Here is a 12,765-nt window from a genome sequence, read left to right on the forward strand (position 1 = left end):
TCAGCGCGCGTAGAGGAAGGCCGCTACGTCCCGCGCCTCGTCCGGCGTGATGCCCGTGGCGGGCATGGCGGAGCGCGGCGAGAGGGCGCGGGGATCGACGATCCAGGCAACCAGGTTCTCCGCCGTGTTGCGCGCGACGCCGCCGACATAGACGCGCTCCCGCAGGCCGGCGAGCGGCGCCGCCACCCGGCCATCGGCACCGGGCACACCCGGGATCGCGTGGCAGCCGCCGCAGCCGTAGCGGATCATCAGCGCCGGGGCGCGGTCGGGCTCGCCGCCGGTGATGGCACGGGCCAGTTCCTCGTCCTGCCGCCGCTGCATCACGCTCCAGGCCGCGGCCCCGGCACCGCCCAGCACCAACAGGGCGGCCGCGCCGATCAGCCAGGCGCGCCACCCGCGGCCGGGTGCCGGAGCGGGAACTTCGACGGGCGGCAGGACGGCCCTGGCCCCGCCGCGCCCGACGGCCCAGCCCAGCACGGTGGCGGCGATCAGCCGCGCGGCCGTCCTAGCGCGCATGGGCCGCACCCGCCCCGTGCCCCGAACGCCCGATCCAGGCCGCGAGGAAGGCGAGCGCCGCGCCGGCATAGACGGTGCCCGCCGGGATCCACATCACCAGCCCCGCGAGTTGCTGGTCCTCCAGCGCCGTCAGGCCGATCACCCCAGACCCCGCCGTCTGCACGCGGTAGAGAACGCGGGGCGCCAGCGCCATCAGAGCCCCGAGCAGCCCGGTGTGCATCATGGTGACGAAAAGGTGCATCGCCGCCGCGCCCGGCGTGCAGCGCCGCAGCAGCGCCCACCAGAAGAGCAGCGCGGTGACGATGAAGCTCAGGTGTTGCAGCCGGTGCAGGGCGGCATGCGCCACCGCGGCCTCGAACAGCACGGGCACGTGCCAGATCCAGATCGCCACCCCGTGGGCGGCCGTCGCGAAGACCGGTGCGGTCGCCGCCGCCCAGAGGCCGCGCGGGCGCCAGCGCAGCAGCGGCCGCCGCCAGCCCGCCGGCAGCGCCCAGGCCAGCGCCCCTGCCGGCCGGGCGAGGACGAGCAGTGGCGCCGCAAGCGCCATGATGATCTCGTGCTCGATCATGTGGAGGGTGAAGACGCGCTCCCCGAACTCGTGCAGCGGGGAGAGCACCGCGCCGGCGAGTCCGAACCAGCCGAGCAGATAGGCCCGGACCTGCCACCGCCCGATGCCGCGCCCGGGTCCTGCCCGTTTCCACAACCGCCAGACGCCGACGAAGTAGAGGCCCAGGGAGAGCAGCAGCGGCAGCACCACCCAGGGGTCGAAGTTCCAACCATCAGGCCCGTCATAAGACTCGCCGCCATGAGCCCAGACCGTGGCGGGCAGCAGCAGGAGCGTCCCGACTAACGTGCGCACGGGCTGACCAGCAGGCCGGAGAGCGACTGGAGCAGGAGCGCGAAGGCCGTGAGCACCCCGACCAGCGCACCGACCGAGGCCATGAAGCCGGTGCAGCCGCTTCCCCCCTGCCGGAGACCCGAGACGCGCCAGGACATCGCGGCGCCGCCGAGGGAGAGCAGGACCCCCACGGCCGAGAGGATGGCGCTGGCCGGCCAGGGACCTCCGCACTCGGCATAGGGCAACACCTGCCCGAGCTGCGTGTTCACGGCCCAGAGAAGGGGACCGATCACGAAGCCGGTCCAGGCGAGGGCGAGGCGACGCCCCTCCGTCACAGCCGCGCCCCGAGGTACAGGCAGGCCCAGACGGGCAGCCAGGTCAGCACCACGAAGTTCCAGTAGAGCGCGTTGTCCTGCACGTCCCCGTAGCGGCGCTTGTTGTCGCCGTGGCGCGTGAACATCACGGCCGCGAGCACGAGCGTGTCGCCGAGATCGGTGATCAGGTGCGTCGTGTGCAGCCCCAGCAGCAGCCAGACGACGGAGCCATAGGCGTTGCTGTCCCAGGAGGTGTTGAGTGCCCGGAACTCGAAGACCCGCAGCACCAGCGGCACGATGCCGAGCAGGGACATGACGACGATGCCGATCCGCACCTTGCGCAGGTCCTGCGCCCCCGCCCAGCGGGAGAGCAGCAGGTTCGGGATCACGCTCAGCAGCAGCACGGCCGTGACCGCCAGCCCCGGCCAGAGGTCGGGCAGCTCCGCGTTCAGGGGCCAGGCAGGCGCGATGCTCGCGAGGTAGAGGTAGGTCGCGATGGCCAGGGCGAAGCCCGTGCCCTCGATCAGCATGAAGGCGAGGGTACCCCACCAGGTGAGGCTGGTGCTGCCCTCTCCGTGCAGCGGCAGGGCGGAGAGGTCGGCGACGATCCGGGTCTTCACGAATCATCCTCCGGCGTGCCGCGCGGCCAGAACCAGCCGGTCAGAGCGACCGCCACGGGGATCGCGCCCCACACGATCGCCCAGGGCGTGAAGATGGAGGAGACGAGCATCACGGTCGTCGCGATGGCGGTCCAGAAGGGCCAGATGGAGTCGCCCGGCGAGGTCTCTCGCACCTCTGGCCGCGCCTCCGCCATGGTGGTGACCAGCAGTTCCCGCCGCCCGGCGCTGAGGCCGGATGCGACGGGCAGCGCGTCTCCGGAATCCCAGAGGGGATTGGCGGAGGCCACCACGGGGATGCGCGCGAAGTTGTAGGGCGGCGGGGGCGAGGCGGTCGCCCATTCGAGCGTCGAGGCACCCCAGGGATTGCTGCCCGCGGTCTCGCCGCGCCGGGCGCTGAGGAAGGCGTTGGCGAAGAAGATCACGAACCCCGCCGCCAGGACCATGGAGCTGGCGGTGACGAAGAGGTTCATCTCGCCCCAGGGCAGGTCCGCCTGATAGGTATAGATCCGCCGCGTCATGCCCTGCAGCCCCAGGATGTGCATGGGGAAGAAGGTGAAGTTGAACCCCAGGAAGAGCAGCGCCACGGACATGCGCCCGGCCCGCTCGCTCATCATCCGCCCGGTGAACTTCGGGAACCAGTAGGTCACGGCCGCCAGCAGCGGGAAGACCGCCCCACCCACCAGCACGTAGTGGAAGTGCGCGACGACGAAGTAGGTGTCGTGCACCTGCGTGTCGAGCGGCACGGAGGCCACCATCACCCCTGTCAGCCCGCCCAGGACGAAGGTGAAGAAGAAGGCCAGGATGAAGAGGAAAGGCACGCGATAGACCGGACGCCCCAGCCAGATCGTCGCGATCCAGCAAAAGATCTGCAGCCCCGCCGGCACGGCGATCGCCATGCTGGACGCCGTGAAGAAGCTCTCGCCGAGCCGGGGCAGGCCGGTGGTGAACATGTGGTGCACCCAGAGCCCGAAGGAGAGCAGCCCCGTCGCCACCAGCGCGAGCACGAGTGGCAGGTAGCCGAAGATCGGCCGCCGCACGAAGGTCGGCAGGATGCTGGACACCATGCCCACCGCCGGCAGGAAGATGATGTAGACCTCCGGGTGCCCGAAGAACCAGAAGAGGTGCTGCCAGAGCAGCGCGTCCCCGCCCTCCGCCGGATTGAAGAAATGCGTGCCGACGAGCCGGTCCATGATGAGGACGGAGGTGGCCAGCACGATCGCCGGCATGGACAGGATGATGACGAAGGCGGTGACGAGCATCGCCCAGACGAAGAGCGGGATGCGGTCCAGCGTCATGCCGGGGGCGCGCTGCTTCAGCACGGTGACGACGATCTCCACCGCCACGGCCAGGGCCGCGATCTCGGTGAAGGTGATCATCTGCGCCCAGACATCAGCCCGCTTGCCCGCCGCGTATTGCGGGCCGGAGAGCGGGACATAGGCGAACCAGCCCACATCCGGCCCGACATTCAGCACGAAGGCGACCCAGAGCATCACGCCGCCCGCGAGGTAGGTCCAATAGGAGAAGGCGTTCAGGCGCGGGAAGGCGATGTTGCGCGTGCCCACCATCAGCGGCACGAGATACACGCCCACCGCCTCCATCACCGGCACGGCGAAGAGGAACATCATCGTGGAGCCGTGGACGGTGAAGATCTGGTTGTAGAGATCCGCCGACAGCAGCCGTGCCTCCGGCTGCGCGAGCTGGAGCCGCATCAGCACCGCCAGCACGCCGCCCAGGGCGAGGAAGGCGAAAGCGGTCACCATGTAACGCCGCGCGATCGCCTTGTGGTCCACGGTGGAGAAGAAGCCGCGCAACCCGCCCGGCGAGCGCCAGAGGCGGTGCAGCCTCGCTTCCAGCGCCGCCTCGTCCAGGGCGGTGTCGCGAAGATCCCTGTCCTCGCGCCTCATCGCAGCCGCACCAGATAGGCCGTCACGGCCTGTAGCTCGTCCGCCGTCAGCGGGATCATGGGCATGTTATTGCCGGGCTTGATCGTCTGCGGGTCGGCGATCCAGGCGGCGAGGCTCCCGCGCGTGGTCGGCAGCATCCCGGCCGCGAGGTAGGCCCGTCCCCCCACATGGGTCAGGTCCGGCCCGAGCTGTCCCGCCGCCTGCGTTCCCCGAACCGTGTGACAGGCGCCGCAGGCGCGGCCCTCCACGATCCGCCGCCCGGCCTCCTCTTCCGCGCCGACGGGCGCCGCCGCCTCGGCGAGCTGCGCGTCCCGCCAGCGCTCGAAGACCTCGGGCGGCTCGGCGATGAGGTGCAGCGCCATGTGGGCGTGCTGCAAGCCGCAGAACTCCGCGCATTGCCCACGGTAGAGGCCCGGCCGCTCGGCCGTGAAGGTGAGGCTGTTGCTGCGCCCGGGGATCATGTCCTGCTTGCCCGAGAGGCCGGGCACCCAGAAGGAGTGGATGACATCGGCCGAGGCCAGCTCGATCCGCACGGGCCTTCCGGTGGGGATGTGGATCTCGTTGGCCGTCAACAGGATGCGGTCGGGGCGGGGATCGTCATAGGTCACCTCCCACCACCACTGATAGCCGCGCAGCCGGATCACCAGCGGGTCCGGCGGCGCGGCCGCGATGCTCCGCGTGGCGAGGTAGCTCGCGACGGTCAGCCCGGTGACGATCAGCACCGTCGCCGCCACGGCGGCGCCGACCGCCAGCGTCGGGCGCCGCTCCGGCTCTGGCCTCACTTCTGCCGCGCGGCGCCGCAGCAGCGCGGCCGCCAGCACGAGCATGACGGCGATCCAGACGAGGCCGCAGGAGATGGTGAAGAGCAGGAACAGCCCGTGCAGCTCCCGCGCCGCGGGCCCGCCGGGATCGGTCGCGGATTGCCACCCCTCGCAACCCGCGAGGAACAGGGCCGGGACGAGCGCGACGCGCCTCATCGCCCGCGGTCGGCGGACGGCATCGCCGCCATGGCGGGCGCGCGATTCTCGGCCGGGCGGGTCTGCATCGCGTCGTTCCGGCTCGGCGCCGCCCCGCTCGCCGAGGTCGCGCCAAGGCTCTGCAGATAGCCGGTGAGCTGCCACATCTGCTCCGTGGTCATCCGGTCGCGGAAGGCGGGCATGCCGTTCGGCCGGCCGTCCCGCAGCGAGAGGAAGATGGAGACCGCGTCAGGCCCGTAGCGCCACCAGCCGTCCATCAGCGCGGGGCCGGTGTTGCCGCCGCCATCGGCGTGGCAGCCCGCGCAGTTGAACCCGGCATAGAGCCGTTTGCCCTGGCTCAGTTGATACGCGTTCGTGCGATACGGCTCGCCCATCGCCGCGATCGCCCGCGGCGGCCGTCCGTTGATGCCGACGGGCATGACGGCCACCGCGTCCAGCGCCTCGGCCACCGGCGGGTCGAGGCGCGTGTCGCGCGCTTCCCGCTTGCAGCCAGACAGGAGCAGCCCAGGCAGAAGCAGCAGCGCCAAACAGGCGACGCGCGCAACGGTCACGGCAGCCCGAAGACGGTCAGCACGCCGCCCGGCGCCTGTGGCGGCGGCAGGTCGGACAAAGCCTGAGCGAGACCGTTCGCGGCGCTCGCGTCGCGCATGTCGATCTCCCTCCCGGCGCCGCGTCCATCGCCCGCTACCACGGCGAGATAGGGTCGGCCATCCGCCCCGCGAAAGGCAACGGGCTGGCTGACGACGCCCGAGCGCAAGCGGAAGCGCCAGAGCTCCGCGCCACTGCGCGCGTCGAGCGCCTTCAGCCATCCGTCGCGCGTGCCGTAGAAGACCAGCCCCTCCTCCGTCGCGAGAGCGCCGCCGCCGAGCGGGAAGGGTTCCTCCACCGTCCAGGCCGGGCGTGCCGCCGCCACGTCCCACGCCACCAGAGCGCCGCGCGCGCCACTCGCGGGTGGCCGCAACCGGACATTCGCGCCGGTATAGGGCGTGCCGCGGATGAAGTTCGTGTCGCGGTACTCGATGTCCATGCAGAGCCGGCTGGCGGGTAGGTAGAGCAACCCCGTGGCCGGCAGGAAGGCCGGCGGTCCCCCGAGGGCGCCCGGCCGCCCCGGGCACACGTCGCGCAGCATCCCGTTGGCATCGAGCCGCTTGCCGTCGTTCCATCGTGGAACGCCCGTCGCGAGGTCCAGGCCCTGCATGGTGTTGACGGGGACGAAGGGCTCGGCCGAGAGGATCTGCCCCCCCGATGGATCGAGCAGGTAGACGTGACCATTCGGGTCCGGATGGACCAGGACCGAGCGCCGCGCGCCCTGCCAGTCGATCTCGGCCGACAGGATCGCCGTCGCGCTGCCGAGCGCGTGCGGATCATGGGGGCTGATGCCGGTGAACCAGCGGGCCTCGCCCGTCGCCGCGTCGCGGGCGAAGAGGCCCGCCGTCCAGCGGTTGTCTCCCGCCCGCCGAGCCGGATTCACCGGCGCCGCCGGTCCGGTGCCGTGGAAAAGAAGATCTCGCGTGCCGTCCCAGAGAACCCCGCCCGAGACGCCCCCGCCGCCCTGCTGCCAGGCCGCGGGCGGCCAGGTCACCTGACCGAGCTCCGCCCTTTCGCCGGGTCGATAAAACGGGTGGAAGGCCGGTCCGATCCCGGCCTCGCTGTCAGGTCCGGTGCTGTAGCGCCGCCAGAGCACGTGTCCCGTCGCGGCCTCGCGCGCCTCGACCCATCCTCGCATCCCGAAGTCATCGCCCGCGCTGCCGATGATCACGCGCTCTCCCGCCAGGACGGGAGCGGCCAGCGACTCCGCGGCACCGGGATCCGTGGCCTGGACCTCCCAGATCGCGCGGCCGGTCGCGGCGTCCAACGCCACGGCCCGGCCGTCGACCGTGGTGAGGAAGACGCGGTCTCCGGCGATCGCCAGGCCGCCGGTCGCGCCGCAACAGCCGCGCCCCCGTGCCATCCGCTCGGCCGGAGGGGCGTACCGCCAGCGGAGCGGTGATGCGGGGCGGCTGGGGTCCAGCGCCTGCAGCCCATGCGGAAACGGAGAGAGAAGGATCAGAACGCCGTCGGCGGCAACTGGAGCGGCCGTGTGTGGCTCGACGCTGTCTGTTGTCCACGACAGCACCGGACGGAGCGCCCCGACATTCCGCGTGGTGATGGCATCGGTCGGGGCCGCGACGGTCACGCCGGGACATGCCAGGACCACGCAGAGAAGAAGAGAGAGAGCACCAAGATGTCGCCACGGTCCGTGCACCGGATCGGGTATCCCCTCTTCCTGAAACAGCGATCGAGTCGCTGTTGCCTTGATTCAGAACGCCAAGATTGAGATCTCTGAGCGGCCTTTACGAGACGGCTCAGTCTTCGCGCCAGAGCAGCAACGCCACAAGGCGTCTCCCGATACGCGTCAGGCCTTGAACCCGCATTCGCTGAACTCGGCGGAGAGGCGATTCACCTGAATGTCGTCCCTCCTGCCACACGCTGCTCAAGCTCAAGCTCATGGACCTGGAAGGTGGCCCGGCCACCTCATCTCCGTGGGACCGCTCCGCGGCGCGAGCGGATCCGCGCTCCATCGGGGCTTCACCCAGCCTCACGGGTTGCCAGCCCACCGCTCGGTGCTCTCAGCCAGTTCCTGATGCCCCTGACGTGCGATCTCCGCATGGTGGGTGTGCATCTCCACCGGGGAGGACATGGGTATGCCGGCCTGCTAACAGACTGCGCCACGAGCGGGAGGCTGTGCTTGTTTGCTGTCGGTATGCGCCACCGCTTGCTCGCGGTTTCCCCGGTCGCCTTCACCCCTGCGCTCAATGCCCAGCCCCCGATGAACCAGCCCGTCCTGGCTGGGCAGCTGGAGCTTGCCCTGATCGCGGTCGAACCCGGACGGACCGGCGCCGCGGAGGTCGTCCCCGGATGCTGAGCGCCTGGCTGAGGAGCTTTCTCCCGGCACCGATGAACGCCAGCATGGCGGAACGGCTGCGCGGCGGCGGCGGAGCCCTGGTGGGTCTCCTCGTCACGGGGCTGGTCTGCCCATGGCTGATGGGCCCTGGCTCCGGGATGCCGGTGCTTATCGCACCGCTGGGGGCCTCTGCGGTCCTGCTCTTTGCCGTGCCCGCCAGCCCCCTCGCCCAGCCATGGTCGATCATGGGCGGGAACACCGTCTCCGCGATCGTCGGCGTGACCTGTGCCCAATGGGTCCCGGACACGCTGCTGGCCGCCCCCCTGGCCGTGTCGCTCGCGATCGGCGCGATGTTCGCCCTGCGGTGCCTTCATCCCCCTGGAGGCGCCATCGCACTGACCACCGTGCTCGGGGGCCCGGCGGTGACGGCGGCCGGATATGGGTTCGTCCTCTCGCCGGTTGCGCTGAGCTCAGCGGTCCTCATGCTGGCCGCGATCACCCTCAACAATGCCACGCGGCGCCCCTACCCTCATATGCAGCAGGTCGTCCGGAAGAATCCTCACCAGACCGCCGACCGTGATCCGACACGCCGGATCGGCGTGCGGGCGGAGGATCTGGACGCCGTGCTGCAGCGCTACGACGGCGTTCTCGACGTCAGCCGCGACGAGCTGGACAGCCTGCTGCAACAGGCGGAGGTGCAGGCCTACCGCCGCCGCTTCGGTGAGATCACCTGTGCCGAGATCATGTCGCGCGACGTGGTGGCCGTGCAGTATGGCACCCCACTGGCGGAGGCCTGGCTCCTCCTGCGGCGGCACAACATCCGGGCCCTCCCGGTGATCGACCCGGCACACCGCGTGATCGGCATGGTGTCGGACGTGGATTTCATGAAGAACCCGGAACTGGACCCGTATGACGGGATCGAGGCACGGTTCCGGCACCTCATCCGTCGCCTGACAACCCTCCACGCCGACCGGCCCGAGGTGGTCGGGCAGATCATGCCGCGCGGGATCCGCACGGTCGCCGAGGACGTGCATATCGCCGAACTCGTGCCGCTCATGGCCGATGCCGGGCTGCGGCATGTTCCCGTCGTGAACAGTCAGCGGCGCCTGTCCGGAATCATCGCGCAATCCGACCTGATCGCGGGACTCTATCGGGACAGCCTCATCTCAGGGGACGCACAGGATCTGAAGAGAGCGGCCTGACGGAAGCGGCCGACCGCGGATGACGGTAAAGACCTGTCGAGCAGCGGTCATCGGCCCGTGCAGGTCGCTCTCAGAAGCATCGCGGAAGCGGACAGCGGCTATTGCCGCGCCGTCTCGCGCGTGACGCCGTTGGCCCAGGCGAGGCCGATGGTCGCGCCCTTCATGAAGGGCAGCATGGCGAGGCTCAGGCCGCCGATCAGCGGCAGCCAGATCGCGAACATGACCCACATCGCCGGCGCCCAGGCCTTATCCATCCAGAACATGAACGGCACGATGAGGTGGCCGATGAGGAAGAGCGTCAGATAGGGCGGCGCGTCATCGGACGGGTAGTTCGTGTTGTCCTCTCCGCAGGCCTCGCAGCCCTTCACCTTCAGGAAGCCGCTGAACAGGTGGCCCTCGCCGCATTGAGGGCAGCGCAGGCGCAGACCACGGCCCACGCCCGTGACGATCCTGGACTGCTCGGACATCGGTTCTCTCCATCTTCGGCGCTCGCCACCTTTACCATACAATCCATCTATTCATACATACATTCGGGCGAGTGGAAGCTATAATGTACCTATTGAATGGATTACATACAAGGATACCGTGCTCATGACACCGCAGGGCTGGGTTCCGCAGATCGAGGGGGTGGCGGGACCGATCTACCTCGCCGTCGCGGACGCGATCGGGACGGCGGTCGCGCAGGGGGATCTGCGGGCGGGGGAGCGTCTTCCCACCCATAGGGCGCTTGCCGATGCGCTCGGGGTGGACCTGACGACGGTCACCCGCGCCTATGCCGAGGCGCGGCGGCGCGGCCTGCTCCAGGCCACCGTCGGGCGGGGCACCTTCGTCCGGGCCGGTTCGCCTCCCCGCCCGAAGGAGGAGGCCGAACCGGAGCGCGTCGTCGATCTCGGCATGAACCTCCCGCCGCAGCCCGCCGACCTTCCGTTGCAGGAGGTGATCGCGCGCGGGATGTCGGCCCTCCTGGCCCGTGGCGCGCCGGACGAGCGCCTGACCTACCGGGCGGGCTCGGGAACCGAGGCGGAGCGTGCGGCCGGTGCCGCCTGGCTTCGGCCGACCCTCGGCTTGGTGGATGCGGAGCGGGTCGTCCTCTCCCCAGGCGCTCAGCCCGCGCTTCTCGCTGCCCTCGGCACCATGGCGGGCCGGGGTGACGTCCTCCTCACCGACGCGCTGACCTACCCCGGCATCCGGGGCATCGCCGCGGCGCTCGGACTCCGGCTCCTCGGCATTGCCGGCGACGGGGAGGGCATGGATCCCGACGCCTTGGCGGCGGCCTGCCGGGATACGCGGCCGAACGTGCTTTACCTCACCCCGACGATGCACAACCCCACCGCCGTGACGATGCCGCCCGAGCGGCGCCGCGCGATCGCGGAGGTGGCGCGGCGGAACGGGCTGCTGATCCTGGAGGATGACGCCTACGGCCTGCTGCCCTCCGATCCCCTCCCGGCTCTCGCTTCGCTCGCGCCCGAGATCACCTTCCACATCGCGACCGTGTCGAAGGTCCTCTCGCCCGCGCTGCGCGTGGCTTATCTCATCGCGCCGGACGGGCGCGCGGCGCGAGCAGCTTCTGCGGCGCTACGGGCGAACGTGCTCATGGCCTCTCCGCTGCTGACAGGCCTGATGACAGGCTGGATCGAGGACGGCACGGCGGGCGCCATCGTCTCAGCGATCCGGCGGGAATGCGCCGCGCGCCAGCGCATCGCTCGCGAGATCCTGCCGGAGGGCGCCTTCGATGCCCATCCCGAGGGCCTCCACCTCTGGCTCCGGCTGCCGCGCCGATGGGATCGCCTCGACTTCACCGCCCAGCTTCAGCGCCGGGAGGGGCTGGCCCTCGTGCCGAGCGACGCCTTCTGGGTCGGGGAGGACAAGCCCCCGGACGCGGTGAGGGTCTCGATCGGCGCGGCTCACCACCAGGGCGCGCTGCGCAGTGCCCTGCGCGCCGTCGCGACGGTCATGCGCGACGAGGCGACGCCGGAGAGCTTCTCAGAGGTGGTGTAGCGCGCTTCACCTCCGCATAAGTCACCCCCCACGCAGGTCGGCGGCCCGTTCTTTCCGGGCCAGCCACCGGTCGCGCAGGGCCACCACCACGGTGAGCAGCATGAACACGACGGCGGCGCCGAAGACCCAGCGCGGCGCGCCATGGTCGAGGAACCAGCCGAACAGCGGCGGCCCGACCGCCCCGCCGACGTTGAAGCCGGTCGAGACGATCCCGAAGGCCCGCCCCGCTCCGCCGGGCGGCGCCGCAGCGCGCACCATCATGTCCCGCGACGGCGCGATGACGCCGGACAGGAACCCCGCCGCCCCCAGGATCAGGATCAGGGCCAGGGCCCCGAGGTCAGCGACGGCGACGACCAGGGTGAGCAGCGCCGTCAGGGCAAACGCGATGGCCGCCACGTCCCCGTGCTGCCGTGTCCGGTCGGCCAGGAAACCACCCACCAGGACGCCGAAGGCACTGAGCATCAGGAACGCCGTCAGCGCGGCATTCGCCTGGGTGAGGGTCACCCCGTAGCCGCTGACCAGCGCGGAGACCGAGAAGCTCTGGATGGCCCCGCTCGAGAGGCTGAGCAGGGTGAAAAACACGGTCAGCGAGACGATCGCGGAGGTGAAGACCGAGCCGCCCGTCTGGCCGGCCCCGGCCGCCGATCGGCTCCCGGCGCCGGACGGGTCCTGCACCGCGGGGACCCGGAGCGGCAGGATGAAACCCACCAGCAGGATCCCGACCAGCCCCATCGCCCCCAGCGCCACACCAGGCCCGGCCAGGAGGGCGAGGCCGATCAGGACCGCGGGCGCGATGGCCGTCCCGAGATAGCCGGCAAAGGTGTGCAGGGAGAAGGCCCGCCCCATCTGCGCGCTGGGGATGCCGGCCGAGAGCAGGGCATAGTCCGCCGGGTGGAAGACCGCGTTGGCCAGTCCCGCCAGCGCCGCTCCCAGCAGCAGCCAGGCGTAGGTCCCGCCCAGTCCGATGGACAGCAGAGCCACCCCGCCGAGACCGAGCCCCGCGGCGAGAACCCGCTGCGCGCCGATCCGGTCCACCAGGAAGCCGATGGGCGCCTGCGCCACGGCCGAGACGACGTTGAAGATCGTCAGGGCGAGGCCGAGTTCCACGAAGCCGACCTGCAGGCTGTCGCGCAGGAAGGGAAAGAGCGGCGGAAGAGCAAGGATGTAGACGTGGCTGACGAGGTGGGCGATCGAGACAAGCAGCAGAAGGCGCCTCGCCCCGGAAGGCCACCCGCTCCCCAGTTGCGGATGCACGCTGCCGCCCGCCCCCAGATGGGCCTGACGCGATGACAAGGCTTCTCCCCCCGTTCTTGACCGGCTCTTCGTCGGGCTGAGCCCCGGTCTGACGGACACGCGTCCCACAGCTGACCGTCCGGTGCAATTCTCCAAGGGCATCGCGACGCAGCCCGGGTAAAGCAGGATCTGCCCGTCAGCCAATGAAGGCCTGCTGACAGCCTCCAGCACCTCACCAAGCATGAGGCGTTCACCGCCGGCAATGGTCATCGACCGGTA

At 70.6% G+C, this 12,765-nt stretch carries 12 protein-coding genes; 2 read left to right on the forward strand and 10 right to left on the reverse strand.

Annotation, left to right across the window (positions count from 1 at the left end):
- Genes ACP6CK_RS16490 through ACP6CK_RS16525 form a run of 8 tightly spaced genes read right to left on the reverse strand, consistent with a single transcriptional unit; the run spans window position 1 to window position 7,345 of the window.
- Window positions 1-516, reverse strand: a complete 516-nt coding sequence (locus ACP6CK_RS16490) for a c-type cytochrome (RefSeq protein WP_426954385.1) — start codon at window positions 514-516, stop codon at window positions 1-3.
- Window positions 506-1,375: a cytochrome c oxidase assembly protein gene (locus ACP6CK_RS16495; RefSeq protein WP_426954386.1), complete on the reverse strand. Its 870-nt coding sequence runs from the start codon at window positions 1,373-1,375 to the stop codon at window positions 506-508. The genes ACP6CK_RS16490 and ACP6CK_RS16495 overlap by 11 nt, the downstream gene beginning before the upstream one ends.
- The gene (locus ACP6CK_RS16500) at window positions 1,363-1,689 is read right to left on the reverse strand and encodes a hypothetical protein (protein WP_426954387.1); all 327 of its coding nucleotides are present in this window, start codon (window positions 1,687-1,689) and stop codon (window positions 1,363-1,365) included. The genes ACP6CK_RS16495 and ACP6CK_RS16500 overlap by 13 nt, the downstream gene beginning before the upstream one ends.
- Window positions 1,686-2,288 carry a cytochrome c oxidase subunit 3 gene (locus ACP6CK_RS16505; protein WP_426954388.1) on the reverse strand — a complete coding sequence of 201 codons (603 nt, stop codon included), beginning with the start codon at window positions 2,286-2,288 and terminating at the stop codon, window positions 1,686-1,688. Before ACP6CK_RS16505 ends, ACP6CK_RS16500 begins: the two co-directional genes overlap by 4 nt.
- Window positions 2,285-4,192, reverse strand: coding sequence for a cytochrome c oxidase subunit I (gene ctaD / locus ACP6CK_RS16510; protein WP_426954389.1), 1,908 nt, complete (start codon window positions 4,190-4,192; stop codon window positions 2,285-2,287). Before ctaD ends, ACP6CK_RS16505 begins: the two co-directional genes overlap by 4 nt.
- The gene (gene coxB, locus ACP6CK_RS16515) at window positions 4,189-5,169 is read right to left on the reverse strand and encodes a cytochrome c oxidase subunit II (protein WP_426954390.1); all 981 of its coding nucleotides are present in this window, start codon (window positions 5,167-5,169) and stop codon (window positions 4,189-4,191) included. The genes ctaD and coxB overlap by 4 nt, the downstream gene beginning before the upstream one ends.
- Window positions 5,166-5,720 (reverse strand): c-type cytochrome, encoded by a 555-nt coding sequence (locus tag ACP6CK_RS16520; RefSeq protein ID WP_426954391.1) that lies wholly within the window; start codon window positions 5,718-5,720, stop codon window positions 5,166-5,168. Before ACP6CK_RS16520 ends, coxB begins: the two co-directional genes overlap by 4 nt.
- Window positions 5,717-7,345 carry a PQQ-binding-like beta-propeller repeat protein gene (locus ACP6CK_RS16525; RefSeq protein WP_426954392.1) on the reverse strand — a complete coding sequence of 543 codons (1,629 nt, stop codon included), beginning with the start codon at window positions 7,343-7,345 and terminating at the stop codon, window positions 5,717-5,719. Before ACP6CK_RS16525 ends, ACP6CK_RS16520 begins: the two co-directional genes overlap by 4 nt.
- 722 nt (window positions 7,346-8,067) lie before the next feature.
- Here ACP6CK_RS16525 and ACP6CK_RS16530 point away from each other — a divergent pair.
- The gene (locus ACP6CK_RS16530; RefSeq protein WP_426954393.1) at window positions 8,068-9,255 is read left to right on the forward strand and encodes an HPP family protein; all 1,188 of its coding nucleotides are present in this window, start codon (window positions 8,068-8,070) and stop codon (window positions 9,253-9,255) included.
- Window positions 9,256-9,353: 98 nt separating this feature from the next.
- Here the strand turns inward: ACP6CK_RS16530 and ACP6CK_RS16535 are convergent, their stop codons facing one another.
- Window positions 9,354-9,722 (reverse strand): DUF983 domain-containing protein, encoded by a 369-nt coding sequence (locus tag ACP6CK_RS16535; protein ID WP_426954394.1) that lies wholly within the window; start codon window positions 9,720-9,722, stop codon window positions 9,354-9,356.
- A gap of 124 nt (window positions 9,723-9,846) precedes the next feature.
- Between ACP6CK_RS16535 and ACP6CK_RS16540 the strand changes: the two genes are divergently transcribed.
- Window positions 9,847-11,253: a PLP-dependent aminotransferase family protein gene (locus ACP6CK_RS16540; protein WP_426954395.1), complete on the forward strand. Its 1,407-nt coding sequence runs from the start codon at window positions 9,847-9,849 to the stop codon at window positions 11,251-11,253.
- 21 nt (window positions 11,254-11,274) lie between these two features.
- Here the strand turns inward: ACP6CK_RS16540 and ACP6CK_RS16545 are convergent, their stop codons facing one another.
- Window positions 11,275-12,546 (reverse strand): MFS transporter, encoded by a 1,272-nt coding sequence (locus ACP6CK_RS16545; RefSeq protein ID WP_426954396.1) that lies wholly within the window; start codon window positions 12,544-12,546, stop codon window positions 11,275-11,277.
- Between the last annotated feature and the right edge of the window lie 219 nt (window positions 12,547-12,765).

The sequence above is a fragment of the Muricoccus radiodurans genome, from assembly GCF_050154705.1.
In the GTDB taxonomy this organism is placed as follows: Bacteria; Pseudomonadota; Alphaproteobacteria; order Acetobacterales; family Acetobacteraceae; genus Roseomonas; species Roseomonas radiodurans.